At 57.9% G+C, this 18,481-nt stretch carries 18 protein-coding genes; 11 read left to right on the top strand and 7 right to left on the bottom strand.

Going from position 1 to position 18,481, the window contains the following annotated elements:
• Positions 1–32 precede the first annotated feature (32 nt).
• Both argF and KMP13_RS01600 read right to left on the bottom strand, forming a co-directional pair.
• The gene (gene argF / locus KMP13_RS01605; protein ID WP_215263717.1) at positions 33–959 is read right to left on the bottom strand and encodes an ornithine carbamoyltransferase; all 927 of its coding nucleotides are present in this window, start codon (positions 957–959) and stop codon (positions 33–35) included.
• Between the two features lie 75 nt (positions 960–1,034).
• Positions 1,035–2,222 carry an aspartate aminotransferase family protein gene (locus KMP13_RS01600; RefSeq protein WP_215263716.1) on the bottom strand — a complete coding sequence of 396 codons (1,188 nt, stop codon included), beginning with the start codon at positions 2,220–2,222 and terminating at the stop codon, positions 1,035–1,037.
• A gap of 337 nt (positions 2,223–2,559) precedes the next feature.
• Here KMP13_RS01600 and KMP13_RS01595 point away from each other — a divergent pair, with 337 nt between their 5' ends.
• A complete protein-coding gene (locus KMP13_RS01595) occupies positions 2,560–3,789 on the top strand; it encodes an MFS transporter (RefSeq protein ID WP_215263715.1) in 1,230 nt (409 codons plus the stop codon).
• A gap of 60 nt (positions 3,790–3,849) precedes the next feature.
• Positions 3,850–4,746: a DMT family transporter gene (locus KMP13_RS01590; protein ID WP_215263714.1), complete on the top strand. Its 897-nt coding sequence runs from the start codon at positions 3,850–3,852 to the stop codon at positions 4,744–4,746.
• Positions 4,747–4,749: 3 nt separating this feature from the next.
• On the opposite strand, the gene KMP13_RS01585 is transcribed toward KMP13_RS01590, so the two are convergent.
• A complete protein-coding gene (locus tag KMP13_RS01585) occupies positions 4,750–5,562 on the bottom strand; it encodes an ABC transporter permease (protein WP_435370326.1) in 813 nt (270 codons plus the stop codon).
• 160 nt (positions 5,563–5,722) lie between these two features.
• On the opposite strand from KMP13_RS01585, the gene KMP13_RS01580 reads away from it, so the two are divergent.
• From KMP13_RS01580 to KMP13_RS01545, 8 genes are all read left to right on the top strand, one after another.
• Positions 5,723–6,301 carry a GcrA family cell cycle regulator gene (locus tag KMP13_RS01580; protein WP_215263711.1) on the top strand — a complete coding sequence of 193 codons (579 nt, stop codon included), beginning with the start codon at positions 5,723–5,725 and terminating at the stop codon, positions 6,299–6,301.
• Between the two features lie 160 nt (positions 6,302–6,461).
• Complete coding sequence (locus KMP13_RS01575; protein ID WP_251363636.1) at positions 6,462–8,207, top strand: sensor histidine kinase; 1,746 nt, start codon at positions 6,462–6,464, stop codon at positions 8,205–8,207.
• A complete protein-coding gene (locus KMP13_RS01570) occupies positions 8,204–9,547 on the top strand; it encodes a sigma-54-dependent transcriptional regulator (RefSeq protein ID WP_215263709.1) in 1,344 nt (447 codons plus the stop codon). The genes KMP13_RS01575 and KMP13_RS01570 overlap by 4 nt, the downstream gene beginning before the upstream one ends.
• Positions 9,548–9,677: 130 nt before the next feature.
• Positions 9,678–10,688, top strand: a complete 1,011-nt coding sequence (gene dctP / locus KMP13_RS01565; RefSeq protein ID WP_215263708.1) for a TRAP transporter substrate-binding protein DctP — start codon at positions 9,678–9,680, stop codon at positions 10,686–10,688.
• Between the two features lie 79 nt (positions 10,689–10,767).
• A complete protein-coding gene (locus KMP13_RS01560; protein WP_215263707.1) occupies positions 10,768–11,403 on the top strand; it encodes a TRAP transporter small permease subunit in 636 nt (211 codons plus the stop codon).
• A gap of 12 nt (positions 11,404–11,415) precedes the next feature.
• Positions 11,416–12,816: a TRAP transporter large permease gene (locus tag KMP13_RS01555; protein ID WP_215263706.1), complete on the top strand. Its 1,401-nt coding sequence runs from the start codon at positions 11,416–11,418 to the stop codon at positions 12,814–12,816.
• Positions 12,817–12,965: 149 nt separating this feature from the next.
• Positions 12,966–13,604, top strand: a complete 639-nt coding sequence (locus KMP13_RS01550) for a DUF1326 domain-containing protein (protein WP_215263705.1) — start codon at positions 12,966–12,968, stop codon at positions 13,602–13,604.
• A 5-nt stretch (positions 13,605–13,609) separates the two neighbouring features.
• Positions 13,610–14,428: a DUF2182 domain-containing protein gene (locus KMP13_RS01545; RefSeq protein ID WP_215263703.1), complete on the top strand. Its 819-nt coding sequence runs from the start codon at positions 13,610–13,612 to the stop codon at positions 14,426–14,428.
• A 66-nt stretch (positions 14,429–14,494) separates the two neighbouring features.
• Here KMP13_RS01545 and KMP13_RS01540 read toward each other — a convergent pair whose 3' ends face one another.
• A complete protein-coding gene (locus KMP13_RS01540) occupies positions 14,495–15,013 on the bottom strand; it encodes a YHS domain-containing (seleno)protein (protein ID WP_215263702.1) in 519 nt (172 codons plus the stop codon).
• Between the two features lie 300 nt (positions 15,014–15,313).
• Between KMP13_RS01540 and yghU the strand changes: the two genes are divergently transcribed.
• Entirely contained in the window at positions 15,314–16,189 is an 876-nt protein-coding gene (gene yghU / locus KMP13_RS01535; protein ID WP_215263700.1) for a glutathione-dependent disulfide-bond oxidoreductase, read from the top strand.
• A 229-nt stretch (positions 16,190–16,418) separates the two neighbouring features.
• On the opposite strand, the gene KMP13_RS01530 is transcribed toward yghU, so the two are convergent.
• From KMP13_RS01530 to KMP13_RS01520, 3 genes are all read right to left on the bottom strand, one after another.
• A complete protein-coding gene (locus KMP13_RS01530) occupies positions 16,419–17,210 on the bottom strand; it encodes an SseB family protein (RefSeq protein WP_215263698.1) in 792 nt (263 codons plus the stop codon).
• Positions 17,203–17,541 carry a uracil-DNA glycosylase family protein gene (locus KMP13_RS01525; RefSeq protein ID WP_353055668.1) on the bottom strand — a complete coding sequence of 113 codons (339 nt, stop codon included), beginning with the start codon at positions 17,539–17,541 and terminating at the stop codon, positions 17,203–17,205. Before KMP13_RS01525 ends, KMP13_RS01530 begins: the two co-directional genes overlap by 8 nt.
• 113 nt (positions 17,542–17,654) lie before the next feature.
• Complete coding sequence (locus tag KMP13_RS01520; protein ID WP_285895520.1) at positions 17,655–18,218, bottom strand: uracil-DNA glycosylase family protein; 564 nt, start codon at positions 18,216–18,218, stop codon at positions 17,655–17,657.
• Positions 18,219–18,481: the final 263 nt, after the last annotated feature.

Below are 18,481 nucleotides of genomic sequence, written 5' to 3'. Positions count from 1 at the left end.
GGACGGCCCATTTTCACAAACTGAGTGGCGTATCACACGCCCAGGCAATAGCGCATGACGGCTTTTTGCGCGTGCAGACGGTTTTCAGCCTCGTCAAAAATCACCGATTGCGGACCATCCATCACGGCTGAGGTCACTTCCTCTTCGCGGTGGGCGGGCAGGCAATGCATGAACAGTGCATCCGGTTTGGCATGGGCCATCAGCGCATCGTTGACCTGATAGGAGCGCAGCATATTGTGACGCCGCTCCTTGGAGGATTGGCTGTCATGCATCGACACCCAAGTGTCGGCCACCACCAGATCAGCGCCCTGAACCGCTTTGATCGGATCGCGTTCAATGGTGACGCTGACGCCTGCTTTGCGGGCGAGGCCTACGAATTCCTCTTCGGGGTCCAATTGTTCAGGGCCGCTGAAGGTCACATCAAAGCCGAACTGTCCAGCCGCATGCAGGAACGAGGCACAGACATTGTTGCCGTCGCCGGTCCAAACGACCTTTTTGCCTTTGATCGGGCCGCGGTGTTCTTCGAACGTCAGAATATCGGCCATGATCTGGCAGGGGTGGGAACGGTCGGTCAGACCGTTGATCACCGGCACATCGGCGTAGTCTGCCATCTCAAGCAAGACGCTTTCGTCGAAGGTCCGGATCATGATCATATCCACGTAACAGCTGAGCACACGGGCGGTATCAGCGATGGTCTCACCATGGCCGAGTTGCATATCCTGGCCAGACAGCACCATGGTCTGGCCGCCCATCTGGCGCACACCCACATCAAAAGAAACGCGGGTCCGGGTTGAGGGTTTTTCAAAGATCAGCGCAACCATATGACCGGCCAAGGGTTGGTCATCGTCCGGCGTGCCCTTGGGGCGGCCCTGACGGGCGGTTTTCATCGCTGCGGCCTGGTCAATCATGCCTCTGAGGGCGGTGGCGTCCGTCTTGTGGATATCGAGGAAGTGGTTCATGTCGGTCTCATGTTCTGGGGAGGATCTGATGGGGGCCAGCCCCCATACCCCCGAAGTATTTGTAAAAAGATGAAATCAGGCGGCCTTGATGGTGGTTTCGACCTGGTTTGCGGCGGCGTCCAGGCGGTTGAAGGCCTCAGCTATGTCTTCGTCCGTGAGGTTCAGGGCAGGCAGGAGACGGATGACGTTTTCCGCTGCTGGAATGGTGATGACGGATGCATCATAGCCAGCCTGCACCATGTCGATATTGGGCACGACACATTTTAGGCCCAGCATCAGACCGGAGCCGCGCACCTCGTCAAAGATGTCCGGATGGGCGGCGACCAGGCCTTCCAGTTTTTGCCGCAACAGGCTGGATTTGCGGTTCACTTCGGCCAGGAATTCGGGCTTTGAAACCTCTTCCATCACCGCATTGCCGACGGCACAGCCCAGCGGGTTGCCGCCATAGGTGGAACCATGGGTGCCTGCAGTCATGCCAGAGGCGGCTTTTTCGGTGGCCAGGACCGCCCCAAGTGGGAAGCCCCCACCGATGCCTTTGGCGACCATCATGATGTCGGGGGTGATGCCGGCCCATTCATGAGCAAACAGCTTGCCGGTCCGTCCGACGCCGCATTGCACTTCGTCGAGGATCAACAAGATGCCAGCCTCATCACAGATTTCGCGCAGCAGTTTCAGCTCGGCGTCTGGCAACACGCGGATGCCACCTTCGCCCTGGATCGGCTCGATCAGGACTGCGGCGGTGTGTTCGGTGATCGCATTGGTCACACCATCCAGATCGCCAAACGCAAGATGCACAAAACCCGGAAGCGTTGGGCCAAAGCCGCCCACCATTTTGGGCGTGCCAGCGGCCGCGATGCCTGCCGAGGACCGGCCATGGAAGGAGCCATCAAAGGTGATAATCTCAACCCGGTCCGGCTGGCCTGCATCGGCAAAATACTTCCGTGCCATTTTGATCGCCAGTTCACAGCTTTCGGTGCCGGAATTGGTGAAGAACACGGTGTCGGCAAATGTATTGTCCACCAGCGTGTCGGCAAGCGCCTGTTGTTGCGGGATCTCATAGAGGTTTGACACGTGCCACAGGTTTTGCGCCTGGGTTGTCAGCACCTCTACCAGTTTGGGATTGGCGTGGCCCAAGGCGTTGACCGCGATGCCGGAGCCCAGATCCAGATAGCGTCGGCCATCGGTATCCACCAGCCAGGAGCCTTCGCCTTTGACGAAGTGCAGCGGGGCGCGCGAATAGGTGGGCAAGACGGACGGGATCATCGGATCATCCTTTTCAGAAATTTGAGGCCAAATCAGTGCAACAGGCTGGCCAGCGGGTCAATTGTTTTGAAGACGGGATGTGCACAAATATTGGGAAACATTCAGGCACGCAGATCAAACGAGGCAGAATGCCCCGGCATAGCCAGTTAGCGTCGGCGTCGTAGAGACGTGATATCTGTGCGTTTGATCATGAGAAGGCTCCATAAGGGAGGAATCACCCTCTGTGAACCCCTTTTGTCAGCAAATTCCGCCGAAATGTAGCCAACAGCCGAATGGATCGCATGCAAGACGGGACGCGTGATTGACAGCGGAGCACTCACAGAGCCTTGATAGGGGCATGACCCATTTATGGACCTTTCCAAACTATCGGTATTTGTTTTCAGCCACCGCGATTTCCAATCTGGGGGATGGGGTGTCGGCGCTGGCGTTTCCCTGGCTTGCGACATTGATCACCCGTGATCCGTTTCTGGTCGCTTTTGTGGGGTTTGCGACCCGCCTGCCCTGGCTTTTGCTGTCGATCCCTGCCGGTGTTTGGACCGATCGCGCCGACCGGCGTCAGCTGATGATACGCGCCGATCTTGCGCGGTTGGCGCTGACCTTTGGTGTGATTGGCATCATCTTCTCGGTGCCTGATTTTCCACTCGCTGATCCGCTGCCCTATATCTTTGGCCTATCGGCGCTGGCGTTTTTGTTGGGTTGTGCCGAGGTTCTGCGGGACAATGCGGCGCAGACGGTTCTGCCCTCTGTGGTACCCAAAGACACGTTGGAGCGAGCAAACGGGCAATTGTGGAGCATTGAACAGGTGATGGGCAGCTTTGTCGGCCCGCCCCTTGCCGGTCTGTTGATTGCTTATGCGGTGCCTGCTCCTTTTGTGGTGGATGCGCTGACCTTTGGTGCAGCTGCGATGTTGGTCTGGGCGATGCGTATTCCTGCGCGCCCCTGTCCACCAAAGCGCAGTTGGCGCCAGGATGCGCGCGAAGGGTTCAGCTGGCTTTGGCGTAATGCTTTGATCCTGAGGCTGGCGATTATGCTGGGGCTGATGAACCTGTTGTCGATGATGACCCTGGCGGTGCTCCCCCTGTTTGTTCAGGATCTGTGGGGGCTGAATGCGGCGCAACACGGCCTGTTGCTGACCGCCGGTGCGGCTGGTGGCGTGGCTGGCGGGCTGTTGTGCCCCGGTATCGCCGCCCGCACCGGAGAACGCGCGGCCCTGTTGATTGCCCTGCCTGCCATGGCGTGTGCGATGGCAATGATTGCCGTGGCCCCGTCGATCTGGTGGGTGGCCATTGGGCTGTTTGTTGAAATGTTTGCCGCGCTTTTGTGGAATATTGTGACCGTGTCCTATCGTCAGCGCCATATACCCGACGCGCTGCTGGGACGGGTCAACAGCCTGTATCGGTTCTTTGGCTGGGGCATGATCCCGTTTGGCGCACTGCTGGGCGGAGGGTTGGTCGCGCACACCACGTCTCATTTGGGGTCCGAGATTGCATTGCGCCTGCCTTATGTGGCTGCGACCCTAGGGATGGTCGCGATTTGGATCTATGGGATTGCCCGCCTGCGTCTGTGAGATTTGTATGGGTACAGGCTTCCTCTTGCTAATGGGAGCTGATCCGCGCATCGCTGGCCTATGACCACCGCGCGCCAAAACCCGCCCCTTGCAGCCACGTTGATCCTGATGGCGACTGTGTTTATCGCGGGCACGACGCTGTTGGCCAAGCTTCTGGGCACCGAAACATTAGGCCAGCCGCTGCATCCGCTGCAGGTCAGCCATGGTCGGTTTGTGTTTGCCTTTGTCGCGATTTCCACGGCCGTTGGTGTCTTGCGCCCCAAGTTTGTGAAACCGAGCCTTGGCCTGCATCTTGGGCGGACATTGTTTGGCTGGGGTGGTGTGACGCTGATGTTTGCCTCGGTCGCCTTTATCCCGCTGTCGGATGCCACTGCGATCACCTTTTTGAATCCGGTCTTTGGCATGCTTTTGGCGATCCCGCTCTTGGGGGAACGGGTGGGCGCGTGGCGATGGGCGGCTGCCGGGATCGCCTTGGTCGGGGCGATGGTCTTGCTGCGGCCTACGCCTGAAAGCTTTCAACCGGCCGCAATGCTGGCCTTGGGCGCGGCTGCGCTGATGGGAATGGAGCTGATTTTTATCAAAAAACTGGCCGGGCGCGAGGGACCATTGCAAGTGCTTTGGACCAACAATGCGCTGGGTGTTTTGCTTGCCAGTGCTGCCGTTCTGCCGGTCTGGCACATGCCGAGCCTTGCGCAGTGGGGAGCTTTGGCGGCGCTTGGCGCGATGATGGCCTGCGCGCAGAGCTTTTTCATCAATGGAATGGCGCGGGCGGATGCGTCATTTGTTGCACCCTTCACCTATGCCACGCTGGTTTTTGCCGCGCTGTACGATATGGCGGTCTTTGCGCAGATACCGAACGCGGTCAGCATTTTGGGCGCAAGCATCATCCTGAGCGGTGCCGCGCTTTTGGCCTGGCGCGAAAGTGTCCAACGCCAACGCGCGCGCACGTCCGCCTGATCGTCAGGGTTTCAGGCGATAGCCGCTGCGCAACATCGCCCAGCCGAGTGCGCACACCACTGCGGACGCGCCTGCGCAGACCACAAAACCAAGGAGTGGCGAGCTGTCAGATGTGCCGATAACACCGAATCGCACCCCGTCGATCAAATAGAAAACCGGATTCACATGGCTCAACCCGCGCAAGATCGGCGGGAGCGCATCAACTGAATAAAAAGTGCCCGATAAAAATGCGAGCGGTGTGACGATGAAATTGGTGATCGCCGCCATCTGGTCGAACTTCTCAGCAAAGACGCCAGCAACGATGCCAAGCCCGCCCAGAAACAACGCGCCAAGCACCACAAAAACCAGTGCCACAAGCGGATGTTCCGGCACAATTCCAAGCACGAGAAACAGCCCCGCCGAAATCCCCAACCCCACAAACAAACCTCGCGCAACAGCGCCTGCAAGATAGCCCAACAGGACTTCAAGCCCGGACAAAGGCGGCATCAACGTGTCGACAATATTGCCCTGCACTTTGGAGATAACAATAGAAGACGACGTGTTTGCAAAGGCGTTTTGGATCACCGTCATGGTCAAAATGCCCGGCGCGAGGAAATGCAGGAAGGGCACTCCCATCACCTCTCCGCGGTTCGGACCGATCGCCAGATTGAAGATCATCAAAAACAAACCAGCGGTGACCAAAGGCGCCATCAGCGTCTGGGTCCAGACCACCATAAACCGCTTCACTTCGCGCAAGGCTATGGTTTGAAGACCCAACCAATTGATGTGACCAAAACGGCGTTCGCCCAATTCGACGGTATATCCTGATTGTGGCACCGGTGTCCCCCAACTTATGTGCTCTTGCTGCATAGCTTATGCACGCCTGAGCGCAAGACAGCTTGTAACTCCGCCGTCAGTGATTAGAATAGACGACTGATAAGGAATTCGATGGCGGCCGCAGGATGCTGGGGCCGCTATTAGCTTTGAAAGGCAAAATATGTCCTGGACAGACGAGCGCGTCGAACTGCTCAAAAAAATGTGGGGCGAAGGCCAGTCGGCCAGTCAGATCGCCAAAGAATTGGGGGGCGTGACCCGCAATGCGGTGATTGGTAAAGTCCACCGCCTGGGTCTGTCCAACCGCGCAACCGGCGCCAAGAGTGGTGGCGAGGCGAAGGAAAAGCCCGCAGCGAAGGCGGCCGCAAAGCCCAAACCGCAACCCAAGACAGAGCCCGCGCGCCCTGTCACGCCGGAGCCTACGCCCGCCGCTGCCGAAGCCAAGCCATCGGTGCCTGCGCGCAAACAGATCATCCCCGCAGGCCAGCCGCTGCCGCCGCAGCCTTCGGCCAATGAGATAAGCCCCGAGGCCCTGGCCAAGGTCAATGAGATCGAAAAGAAAGCCAAGAGGCTGACGTTGATGGAATTGACCGAGCGGACCTGCAAATGGCCTGTTGGGGATCCGGCAACAGAAGACTTCTGGTTCTGCGGCCTGCCCGTTCAACAGGGCAAACCCTATTGCGAGGCCCATGTGGGCGTAGCCTTCCAGCCAATGAGCACCCGCCGCGACCGCAAACGGTAATCGCCAGCTCAGTTCTGCAAGGTGCGAAAACGCCCTGCGCCCCATGTGGTTGCGGGGCGTTTTGCTGTCGGGCGGATGGAATTCAATTGCCAAACCCGGAATAAATGCGCCAGTTTGACGCGACCAACAGAACACCCCAATACCCGGAACCGCATTTGCCTTGGCCCAATCTAAGATCATCCAGCGCCTACGCATTCTGGTTTACCTGGCCTATGCACTGGTGTTCGCCTTTAGCCTGTTCCGGCTGTCCTACGACTATTTCCGTACCGAAGAACTGGCCCGCGCCGAAGGGCGATTGTCGCTGTATCAATCGACGTTGCAGGCGGAACTGGAACGGTTCTCCCACCTGACCCATGTCTTGGCGCAAGACAGTTTTGTGGCCCAGGCGCTGACCAGGGACAGCACCGCAACGTTGAACATTCGCCTGGCCGATTTTGCCCGTCGCGCGGGGTTGGATGCGATTTATTTGATGGATCCACAGGGCCTGACCATCGCGGCCTCAAACTATGCCTCTGCCGGCAGTTTTCTTGGTCAGAACTACGCGTTTCGCCCCTATTTCCAGAATGCGCTAGCCGGCCGTCAGGGCCGGTTTTACGCCATCGGGGCCACCACCGGTGCACCGGGGTATTTCATCTCAGATCCGGTCCGCGCATCCGACGAGAGCGTCATCGGTGTGATCGCCATCAAGCTGGATCTGACCCGACTATCAGAGAGCTGGCGGAATTCGGGTGAGGATGTCTTGCTCGCCGACCAATCCGGTGTCGTCCTTCTGGCTTCAAGCCCGGATTGGCAATATAGCACGCTGGCTGAACTGCCCGACAAGGCGCTGCAACAGATTGAGGCGGCGCGTCAGTTTCCCGGACAGAGGCTTGATGCGCTGGATTGGCGGATCACCGGCCAGCGGCGGGCCGAGATTGACGGATCGGAACTGTTGCACCTGACCCGTGGCACCGGCCTGCATGACTGGGAGCTGCATTATTTTGCCAATGACGACCGTGCTTTTGCGCGGGCCGGGCTGGTCACGGCTGTGGCGATGATCCTGTTGATCGCAGGGTTTGTCGTTCAACAGCTGCGCCGCACGCGGCGTTTTCGACTGGCTCTGTTTCGTGCAGAAACCGAAGAGAGCAAGCTGCGTGCCGCCAACGTCCGCCTGGCCCATGAAATCTCGGAACGGCGCACGGCCGAGCACAAACTACGCCGCACGCAAGGAGAGTTGGAGCGCACCAGCAGGCTGGCGGCTTTGGGACAAGTTGCCGCCTCTGTTACCCATGAATTGGGTCAACCGATCGCGGCGATGCGCAACCATCTGGCGGCAGCACAGATGACCAATTCCGCAGGCGGGCCGCTGATTGGCAACATCACATCGCTGGTGGACCGGATGGAAGGGATAACCCGGCAGCTGAAGTTCTTTGCCCGCTCCGGTGAGGATGAGTTTGAGCCTGTGGATCTGGTTGCAGCCCTCCATGCGGTTTTGGGTTTAGTCGAACCCAACCGCGCAGCAATCGACGCGGCTGTCGCGACGAACCTGCCGCAACGACCGCACTTGATCCGGGGCAATCGGTTGCGGGTGGAGCAGGTTCTGACAAATCTGCTGCGCAACGCTTTGGATGCGGTTGAGGGCGAAGAAGATCCGCGGGTCGAGCTGACCCTTAGACAGACAGCGCAGGAGATCACGTGTGAGATCCGCGACAATGGCCATGGGCTGGGCGCGGCCACTTTGGCGGATCTGCAGGAGCCCTTTATGACCACACGGGAAAGCGGACGTGGGATGGGGCTGGGGCTTGCGATCTCGGCCCAGATCGTCAAGGAACATGGCGGCGCATTGCAGGCGCGCAATGGGGAGCGACGCCGCGGCGCGGTCTTCGTCCTCACCTTTCCAACCCTAGACCATGGTGAACCGGCATGAGCGAGCACACTCCCTTTAGCGTTCTGGTCGTGGATGATGACAAGCTCATGCGCAAATCCTTGCTGGCCTTGCTGGAGGCCGCAGGTTGGCGGGTGGAGACCTTGTCACGTGCGGCCCAGGTCCAAGAGCACCTGAGCCATTCCGTGCCTGACGTGATCTTGTCCGATGTGCGGATGCCGGGGATGTCGGGGTTGGATCTGTTGGCGCAATTGACCACGATGGAGACCGCGCCGCCGCTGGTGCTGATCTCCGCCCACGGCGATATCCCGATGGCGGTGCAGGCTGTACAGGACGGCGCCTATAGTTTCCTGGAAAAACCCTATGAGCCGCGTCGGCTGTTGTCGGTGTTGCAAAACGCAGCCGAACGCGCCAGGATGCGGCAAAGCAACGCCCGGCTGACCGCGCGGCTTTACGAATTGTCGGGTCTGGATCGTATCGTGCTGGGGCAATCGCGCGAAATCCAAGCGTTGCGTCAGGATATTTTGACGCTCGCCGATATCGACGCCCCCATTTTGCTGCGCGGGGAGACCGGCACCGGTAAGGATCTATGCGCCCGCGCGCTGCATGACCTTGGCCCGTCGCCGGATGTGCCGTTTCTGGCGGTGAACTGCGCCAGCCTGTCGGCCGAGACCTTTGAAGCCGATATGTTCGGCACCGATGCCGCGCAAGGCGGACGTCTGCTGATGGCCGCAGGCGGGACGCTTTATCTGGATGAGATCTGCGCCTGCCCCATGCCCGTTCAGGCCAAACTGCTGCGGGTGATCGAGGACAAGGAAATCCTGCCGGTGGGTGCCGCGCGTCCAGTTTCGGTCTCGTTTCGGATCATCGCTTCCACCAATGAGGACCCGGACAAGGCCGTCAATGCGGGCAACCTGCGCGCGGATCTTTTGTACCGCTTGAACACAGTCGAGCTGGATCTGCCGCCCTTGCGCCAACGGCGCGATGATCTGGCGCTGTTGACCCGGCATTTCCTGAACCAGGCGGGCCGGATCTATGACATTGCACCGCCTGATCTGTCACACGACGATCTGGCAGCCCTATTGGCGCATGACTGGCCTGGTAACGTGCGCGAATTGCGCCATGTTTGTGAGCGCAGATGTCTGGCCGCGCGGCGCGGTTCTGGTAGCATGGTCGAGGCGATCAGGCGGGACCATACAATGGAAGATGTGCCCACGACCTTGCGCGACGCAGTGGCAGCGTTTGAGCGGGAATTGATTGCCAAAGCGATCCGCGATCATCAGGGCCGCATGGATGACACTGCCGAAGCCTTGGGTATTGGACGCCGTACCTTGAACGAGAAAATCGTGAAACTGGATCTGGACAAAGACGCCCTGCTCTGACGGCATTTGCGCCCTGCGGAAAGCCGCAGGGCAACGCTGCGTCACTACGCGATTTCCTTCATAGGCAAACCCTATCAGGTTCCCCAAACTGTGCCTCGAGAATTCACTTTTGCATCTGGGAGGAGACCGAATGCGCAAAATTCTTAGCCAAACCGCTGTTGTTGCATTGACCGTCGCGTTTGCCGGCGAAGCCATGGCCACTGAATGGAATGTATCGCTCTGGGGTAAACGCCGGGCCTTTACCGAACATGTTGAAAAACTGGCCGAATTGGTCAGCGCCAAGACCGGTGGCGAGTTCACATTGAACATCAGCTACGGCGGCCTGTCCAAAAACCGCGAAAACCTCGACGGTATCGAAATCGGCGCGTTTGAGATGGCGCAGTTCTGTGCGGGCTACCACCGCGACAAAAACCCGTCGATCACCGTTCTGGAACTGCCGTTCCTGGGCGTGTCGTCGCTGGAGCAGGAAGTCGCGCTGTCGATGGCTGTCTATCAGCACCCGGCCGTTGTTGACGATCTTGGCCGCTGGAACGCGACCCTGCTAATGCCGTCGCCGCTGCCACAGTACAACATTGTGGGTGTCGGTGATGCACCACATTCGATCCAGGACTTTGAAGGTCTGACCGTGCGCGCAACCGGTGGTATCGGTGCCGCGATGGAGACAATTGGCGCCGTGCCAACTTCCATGTCCGCAACCGAAGTGCGTCAGGCTATGGACAGCGGTGTGATCAAGGCCGTGAGCTTTGCTCCACACGCCCATATGTCGTTTGGCACCGTCGAAAACGGCGCCTGGTGGACTGCGAACCTGAACCCTGGCACCGTGAATTGCCCGGTTGTTGTGAACACCGATGCGCTGAACGACCTGTCGGATGAGCACCGTACCGCCTTGTTGGACGCCGTGCCAGAGGCGCTGGATTACTACATCTACAACTACAACAACAACACCATGGACGCTTGGGGTCCCGCGTTGGACGATCGCGGCATCGAGCAGGTGACGTTCTCTCCAGATGAAATCGCTGCATTCAAGGCCGCCGCCGCTGCACCCGCTGCCGCCGCGTGGATTGAAGAGAACAACAAGCGTGGCCTGCCGGCGCAGGAGCTTTACGACATGGTTACCGGCATGATCGCCGAAGGTAGCTGAGCCAAACCAATGCCCCCAGCAGTGCCAGCACGGCCTGTTGGGGGCTTTTTTGTATCCTAAATTTAAGGAGCGACCCGCAATGGCCGGATCCTCTCTTGTACTGTCGGATGACAGCACGCTCAGCCGTTTGGACGCGCGGCTTTATGCGATCGAAAAGGTGCTGGCGCTGCTCAGCGGCCTGGCGGTTTTCTCTTTGATGTTATTGGCGGTGGTTTCGGTTACGGGCCGCAACGGCTTCAACCAACCCCTGCCCGGTTATGTGGACTGGATCGAACAGGCCATGCCACTGATCGCCTTTATGGGTGTCGCCTTTACCCAGCGCGACGGTGGTCACATCCGCATGGACATGCTTGTCGGCGCCCTAAGGGGCCGCGCGCTTTATCTGGTGGAATTCATCACCACTTTGGCGATCCTTGCGCTGATGATCCTCTTGGTCTGGGGCACCTGGTCGCATTTCCAACGCAGCTTTGACTTTGGCTCGCCCTTGTGGAGCCGCGACAGTTCGATGGATATCGCGCTGCCGATCTGGCCTGCAAAACTGCTGGCACCCGTGGCGTTTTCGGTGCTGTGTCTGCGGTTGGGGCTACAGCTGTGGGGCTATGCCCGCGCATTCGTAAAAAACGACGCCAAACCCGTTGCGATCCCGATGATCGCAGATGCCGCCACCCAAGCCGCCATGGAAGCCGAGCATGTCTCGGGCCATGAAGACGCATAAGGACATATACTAATGGAACCTATTGAAATTGGTATTGCCGTCTCTGCCGGTATGCTCGTCTTGGTCATTCTGGGCATGCGAGTGGCCTTTGCGGCCGCATTGGCCGGTATGGTTGGTCTAGTGTGGATTTTCTGGGCCAAGTTCGGATATGACCCCGATCGGTTTGGTAAAGCGGTGACCGTCGCAGTTAAGACCGCAGGTCAGGTGCCCCACTCCAAAGTGTCGAGCCAAGCGCTGTCGCTGATCCCGACCTTCATCCTGATCGGCTATCTGGCCTATTACGCGGGCCTGACCAAGGCGCTGTTTGAGGCCGCCAAACGTTGGTTTGCTTGGGTGCCCGGTGGGTTGGCCGTATCGACTGTGTTTGCCACTGCAGGTTTTGCCGCCGTATCCGGCGCGTCCGTGGCGACCTCGGCCGTGTTTGCCCGGATCGCAATCCCAGAGATGTTGAAAATCGGTTATGACAAACGCTTTGCTGCAGGGGTTGTGGCAGCCGGTGGTACACTGGCCTCGCTGATCCCGCCGTCAGCCATTTTGGTGATCTATGCGATCATCGTGGAACAGGACGTGGGCAAGCTGTTGTTGGCGGGCTTTATTCCAGGCGCCTTTTCGGCACTGGTCTACGGCGTGCTGATCATCGGCATGGCCCTGACGATCAAGGGCTTTGGCCCGGCTGTCAGCGGATTCACGTGGAAGGAACGCTTCACCGCCTTGCCACCTGCGCTGCCGATCCTGTTCGTGGTCGCGACCATTATCCTGTTTGTCTACAATCCTTTTGGCGGCGACGCTTGGGGGACACCGACCGAAGGCGGCGCGATCGGGGCCTTTGTTGTCTTCTTGATGGCGCTCTATCAGGGCATGCGCTGGAACGAGCTGAAAGACGCGCTGTTGGAAACCGCAAAGCTGTCGGTGATGATCTTCACCATCATCTGGGGTGTCTTGATCTATGTGCGCTTCCTGGGCTTTGCCAATCTGCCCGGTGCTTTTTCGGATTGGATCACCTCACTCACTATGTCGCCGATGCTGATTCTGATCTGTATCCTGTTGGCCTATGCGGTTCTGGGGATGTTCATGGACGCCATTGGTATGCTGCTGCTGACCCTGCCCGTTGTTTACCCGGCGGTTATGGCTCTGAACGGTGGTGAGTTTGTTTCTGCCGCTGACAGTACTTTTGGCATGTCAGGTCCGATGTGCGCGATCTGGTTTGGTATTCTAGTGGTGAAAATGGCCGAGTTCTGTCTGATCACCCCGCCCATCGGCCTCAACTGTTTTGTGGTTGCCGGTGTGCGCGATGACATCAGCGTGCAGGATGTATTCAAGGGTGTGACCCCCTTCTTCATCGCCGATGCACTGACGATTGCTGGACTTGTTGCCTTCCCCTCCATTGTGCTGTGGCTGCCTAGCCTGGTATAAGGAACCGCAACAAAATCTGTTAAGGCCCGCGCCCCACATGCGCGGGCCTTTTTTGTGGCGACGCACCACCCGCGCGGCGATATGGAAAAAACCTCTGCATTATGTTAATATTCGCATGCGTCTTCTCGGCGCAAACAGGGGGACACATCATGACACAATGGGAACTTCACGGGCACGAACTGGCAAATTGCAACTGCGACACGGGCTGTCCGTGTCAATTCATGGCACTGCCGACACATGGCACCTGCGAGGCCACGGCCAGTTTTCAGTTTGATCGCGGCTACCACGGGGACACCGACCTGTCTGGAACCCGCGCCGCCATGGTTTTGAAGTGGCCCGGCGCCATTCATCAGGGCAATGGCACCATGCAGATCATCATTGATGAAAGCGCGACACCCGCCCAGCGCGATGCCTTGGCCAAGATCATGACCGGCGTGGACACCAATGACATGGCGACGATGTGGTGGGTGTTTTCGGCGATGTCTCCAAACAAGCTGGAGACGTTATTTCTGCCGATCGATTTCGAAATGGATATGGCCTCGCGCACCGGTCACGTGCGGGTGCCAAATGTCTTTGAAACCCGCGCAGAGCCGCTGACCAATCCCGTTTCCGGCGCCGAGCACCGCGCTCGGATCGATCTGCCCCATGGGTTTGAATTCCGCGTCGCTGAGGTTGCAAAGGGCACAACCCGCACACAAGGCGCCATATCGCTGGAGAACAACCAGGACAGCCACGCCCATCTGGTCGAAATTCACCTCTCCACCACAGGCGTGGTCGAGGCCGCCTGAACCAGATGCCAGCTGACCCGCAGACATCATCGCTGACGGAACGGATCCTGCGCCAAGATCGTCGCCTGCTGATTGCGCTTTTGACCCTGCTGTTCGGCATCAGCGCGCTGTATACCGTTTTGGGCGTGGGCATGAATATGACCGCGCTCGAGATGACGGCCATGTCCGGCATGCGCGATATGCCTGGTGGAACCGATCCAGGTGCGTGGAGCGCGCACTACCTGATACTGGTCTTCTTGATGTGGTGGGCGATGATGGTGGCTATGATGCTGCCCAGCGTTGCCCCCACGGCCCTGCTTTATGGGCAGTTGATGCGTCGCAGCCAGGTGGGGCGTGACCGGGCCAAGCTGCAAGTTATGGCCTTTGTCGGCGGCTACCTTTTGTCATGGGGCGCGTTTAGCCTTGCGGCGACCGTGGCGCACTGGGGCGGCGAAACATTGGGCGTTGTCTCTGCTACAATGATGACCTTTATCCACACTGGCCCCGGTGGTCTTCTGCTGATCTGTGCTGGATTGTTTCAGTTTTCCGGACTGAAAGAGCGCTGCCTGCAATATTGCCAATCCCCAGTCGCGATTCTGACCCGGTTTTTTCGCCCCGGCCCATACGGCGCGCTGCAACTTGGGTTGCGCCACGGGGTCTATTGTCTGGGCTGTTGCTGGGCCTTGATGGTGCTTTTGTTCGTGGGCGGGGTCATGAACCTCTATTGGATCACTGCGCTTGCGGCCTATGTCGCGCTGGAAAAGCTCACCCCGTTTGGGCGGCAGGTGTCAAAGCTTGCGGGTGTAGCGCTCATTTTCTGGGGTGGATTTGTTTTACTATCCTGACCTCACGCACCAAAAAACCCCGCCGCAATGGTGCGACGGGGATCATTACTTCCAACTTCAAAGCGATTAGCCTTGAGCAGGCGCAGGCGATGTGAAGTTCGGGATCGTGTTGCCGGATGCTGGCGCGGGCTCGATGCCAACCCAGTTGTCTTCGGCCAGGTTGAGGTTGCCAGGAATGTCTTCTTCCCAGAAGGTTACAACGTTTTTGGTGATGTTCAGGAACAGTTTGTCGTCCACGATGCGCCACAGATGTGGGTTCGCAGGCACTTTACCGCCTTTGGAGACGCCATAGGCGCAGTGACCGTCGTACTGCGGTGCGTAATGCGCTGGGTCGGATTTGAACAGATCGCGGTTCTCAGCCGATGCAAAGGCAAATGTCGCGCCATTGTAGTCTGCGGTGTAATCCGCTTTGCCAGGAACGGCGAGCGGCTGCGGGGTGCCAACTGGATTTGGTTCCAGCGAACGGTAGGCAACAACGTCGTAGCCGGAAACCGCAAAACCGGTTTCGTCAACAAATTGCTCACCAGCAAAGGCGGGGGCAGCCAGGGCAAGTGCCGCAACTGCGGCAAGGGCGTAACGTTTCATATTCAGCATCCTCTTTTCAGATGAGTCAGTAATTTCTTTAAAAGCTCAAAACCAACCGGGTAGTCGGCCTCTTCATGGCAGAACAATATGCGATTTCTCCCCGTTGCGAAGGGGGGCTCACAGCTCTGTGTCCACCAAAGAGCGGCCGTGAAGTTTTGGTAATATGGAAAGGTAAACAAATTTCGGTGAATTCCGGCCTGCAAAGCTTCCAGTCATTGGAATTTTTGTCAGGGTGCCTATGTGTGGAACTGCAGCGCGCTCAGCGCCGACAGAAAACAGGGCATCAAGAAAGCGAACACGATGACAGACAGCGCATATACCCCTCCCAAAGTCTGGACCTGGGACGACAAGAACGGTGGCGAATGGGCCAGCATCAACCGCCCCATTTCAGGGGCAACCCATGACAAGGAGCTCCCCGTTGGGACGCAGCCTTTCCAGCTTTATTCGCTGGCCACGCCAAATGGTGTCAAAGTCACCGTCATGTTCGAAGAGCTGCTGGAGGCCGGACATGAGGGCGCAGAATATGATGCCTGGCTGATCAAGATTGGCGACGGCAATCAATTCGGATCCGGTTTTGTTGAGGTCAATCCCAACTCCAAAATCCCGGCGATGACGGACACCACCGGCGATGCGCCAGTGCGCGTGTTTGAAACGGCTTCGATCCTGGTGCATCTGGCGGAAAAATTCGACGCCTTCCTGCCCAAAGATGGGGCTGCGCGCACCGAAGTGATGAACTGGCTGTTCTGGCAAATGGGCTCTGCACCCTATCTGGGTGGCGGTTTTGGCCATTTCTACTCTTATGCGCCAGAGAAGTTCGAATACCCGATCAACCGGTTCACCATGGAAACCAAACGTCAGCTGGACGTTTTGGACAAGCAGCTGGCCAACAACACCTATATCGCAGGCGAAGACTACTCGATCGCCGATATCGCGATCTGGCCGTGGTACGGCGCGTTGGTGCTGGGATCGCTCTACAATGCGGCTGAATTCCTGGATGTGAAAAGCTACACCAACCTGATGCGTTGGGCCGAAATGATTGCCGCACGCCCTGCCGTCAAACGGGGCCGCATGGTCAACCGCACCTGGGGCGATCTGGGTGAGCAACTGCATGAACGCCACAGTGCCGCAGATTTTGAGACCAAGACGCAGGACAAATTGGCCAGCGAAGACGTATAGCGCCTTTTTACGACCTTCGCCCTACCGCAAAGAGCGGTGGGGCTCCCGCGCCCGCATGAGCGGTGACGATGTCACCACACATTGGCGGCCTTGGGCATAGCTCCGTGCCTCTGGCACGGAGCTATGCCCAACGGGAAGAAGCTTTTTCCAAAAGCTGATGACGGGCGGGAGAGCACGCGTTGCTGGCGGCAATTCTACTTCCGAAGCCATTAACCTAACTTGATCGCAGTTAAATCAAACGTGGTGGCTTGTCCGGATCGCTTCCAGGTTTGCTCGGCGCAAAGGTCTTGGGCTCGGAGGCTTCGGGAAGCTCGAAGCGCAATCCAACGCGTGCAAGACGCGCTGACATTTCATCTGATGCGCCAAAGAACCCGACGTCCAACGCGCCAGCCTCGATGCCGGAAAAGGTGAGCGCCTCGAATACTGCTTGGGCAAGCGCGGATTCCGCGCCGTCTTTTGCGCCAACAAAGCCCAACAGATGCCCTTGTCCGCCGCCGGTATACTGCAGCGATACCAGATATGCGCTTGTCGCGAAGCCCGCAGCCGTCGCGAGCTTTGCATCCAGCGCGGTCAACAGCACCTCTGGCAAGCCTTTGGGGGGCAAAACCTCCTCGACACCGGCTTCCACTTCTTCGGGATTATGCGCCAATGTCTCGCGCAACCAATCCAAGGCGGATGCTGGCATCAACGCCTGTGAGGGTGCGACATCCAGGTTCACACCCAGACCAATATCGGATCCTTCCAGCATCTTCACGATCATCCGTCCCGAAAGCGCGGCATAAGGCACGATCTTGCCTGCAAACTCTGCCAGCCGTTCCTCACGATCAAAGACCAGGACAAACTCGCCCTCTTCTGTGGCAAAGACCTCAGGTTGGATTTTGTCGCCTTCGGGCTCTGCACCCAAAAGCAGGAACAGCTCACTGTCGGCCAGTCGCTCATAAAACCGCAGGCGCGCTGCCTCATCCTCGGGGGCGGCTTCCATTGCGGCATGGGCCAGATCCAGAGCTGTATCCTCAGTCATTTTGCATCACTTCCTTTACGCGGGCCCGCAACGCGGGCAGCACCTCTTCCCCGAACCAGGGATTTTTTCGCAACCAAGCCGTATTGCGCCAGGACGGATGTGGCAAGGGAAAGACGTCAGGTCCGAAGCCCTGCCAGTTCTGAACCGTCTCGGTCACACCAAATCGCGTCTTCAGATGGTACTTTTGCGCATATCCTCCTACGCCAATGCGCAGCCGGACATCGCGCAGCCTGTCAAACACCTGCGCATGCCAGAGTCGCGCACATTGCGGCGGTGGCGGCAAATCCGCGCCTTTGGCGCTGTAGCCCGGAAAGACCAGATTACATAACATGCAAATTGTCCACTTCGCGCCCATCCAATTGATATAAATATGTTTTTCCGTGAGCTCCAAGTAAACCCGTCTATAGACAGTTTCTTTCGAGTAACTGCTCAGCGAAAAGTGAGTTATTTCCTCTCAGATTCACTTAGATTTAGTCTCACGCTTTGCCGAATTCTTGGAATGACATCAGCTTCGAACCAAGGGTTTCGCTTAAGCCATCTGTTGTTTCGCGGACTTGGGTGGGGCAATACAAAGACTCGGTCTTGGCCTTCAGAAGACTGTTTGACCGCCTCTGCAACGGTCTTTCCATTCAGGTGAGGCAAGTGCCATGCGATGGCATAAGCACCCAAGATCAAAGTCAGTTCGACACTCTTGAGAGCTGCCATTGTTTTCTTCCGCCATGTAGTCGCGCAAATTTCTGGTGGAGGTTTGTCGCCTGAACAACCTGCACCAGGGAAGCAAAGTCCCATTGGAAAAATGCCGATCTGGGGATCTGCGTAGAAAGCAGACTTATCAATCCCAAGCCATTCTCGCAAACGATCTCCAGAGGGATCGTCAAAGGGGCGATTTTTTTGATGAGTAATGCGTCCTGGAGCTTGGCCAACGATCAAGATCCTTGCCCGCTCATCCAGCTGAAAAATGGGGTTTGGACCTAGCGGGAGATCCTTACATAGCCTGCAAGACTGCATCTCCAATTTGAGCCTATGAAAGTCCTTTAGCATCCATTCCCAACTAAGCAGTTTCAATACCTACGGACTAATTATGTGAGTGTATTCTCGTTCTCATACTTTTTTGCCCGTGTCAGCAATATGCTTTCTCAATCTCTTGTTGTTATCCGCCAGCCTATCTTTGAAGTGGTCCGTCAAAATTGGACGGGGTGCTACGATGTATCCAACGTTGAAAACAGGATACACGAATGACGAAGAGACGCAGTTTTTCAGACAAGTTCAAA

It is taken from the genome of Epibacterium ulvae, assembly GCF_018678075.1.
In the GTDB taxonomy this organism is placed as follows: domain Bacteria; phylum Pseudomonadota; class Alphaproteobacteria; order Rhodobacterales; family Rhodobacteraceae; genus Epibacterium; species Epibacterium ulvae_A.
Note: the sequence above shows the minus strand (reverse complement) of the source record. Positions and strands in the feature narration are given on the sequence as shown.

Coding starts and splice junctions, on each gene's coding strand:
- argF (WP_215263717.1), bottom strand. CDS start 959: ATGAACCACTTCCTCGATATCCACAAGACGGACGCCACCGCCCTCAGA.
- KMP13_RS01600 (WP_215263716.1), bottom strand. CDS start 2,222: ATGATCCCGTCCGTCTTGCCCACCTATTCGCGCGCCCCGCTGCACTTC.
- KMP13_RS01595 (WP_215263715.1), top strand. CDS start 2,560: ATGACCCATTTATGGACCTTTCCAAACTATCGGTATTTGTTTTCAGCC.
- KMP13_RS01590 (WP_215263714.1), top strand. CDS start 3,850: ATGACCACCGCGCGCCAAAACCCGCCCCTTGCAGCCACGTTGATCCTG.
- KMP13_RS01580 (WP_215263711.1), top strand. CDS start 5,723: ATGTCCTGGACAGACGAGCGCGTCGAACTGCTCAAAAAAATGTGGGGC.
- KMP13_RS01570 (WP_215263709.1), top strand. CDS start 8,204: ATGAGCGAGCACACTCCCTTTAGCGTTCTGGTCGTGGATGATGACAAG.
- dctP (WP_215263708.1), top strand. CDS start 9,678: ATGCGCAAAATTCTTAGCCAAACCGCTGTTGTTGCATTGACCGTCGCG.
- KMP13_RS01560 (WP_215263707.1), top strand. CDS start 10,768: ATGGCCGGATCCTCTCTTGTACTGTCGGATGACAGCACGCTCAGCCGT.
- KMP13_RS01555 (WP_215263706.1), top strand. CDS start 11,416: ATGGAACCTATTGAAATTGGTATTGCCGTCTCTGCCGGTATGCTCGTC.
- KMP13_RS01550 (WP_215263705.1), top strand. CDS start 12,966: ATGACACAATGGGAACTTCACGGGCACGAACTGGCAAATTGCAACTGC.
- KMP13_RS01545 (WP_215263703.1), top strand. CDS start 13,610: ATGCCAGCTGACCCGCAGACATCATCGCTGACGGAACGGATCCTGCGC.
- KMP13_RS01540 (WP_215263702.1), bottom strand. CDS start 15,013: ATGAAACGTTACGCCCTTGCCGCAGTTGCGGCACTTGCCCTGGCTGCC.
- yghU (WP_215263700.1), top strand. CDS start 15,314: ATGACAGACAGCGCATATACCCCTCCCAAAGTCTGGACCTGGGACGAC.
- KMP13_RS01530 (WP_215263698.1), bottom strand. CDS start 17,210: ATGACTGAGGATACAGCTCTGGATCTGGCCCATGCCGCAATGGAAGCC.
- KMP13_RS01525 (WP_353055668.1), bottom strand. CDS start 17,541: ATGTTATGTAATCTGGTCTTTCCGGGCTACAGCGCCAAAGGCGCGGAT.
- KMP13_RS01520 (WP_285895520.1), bottom strand. CDS start 18,218: ATGCAGTCTTGCAGGCTATGTAAGGATCTCCCGCTAGGTCCAAACCCC.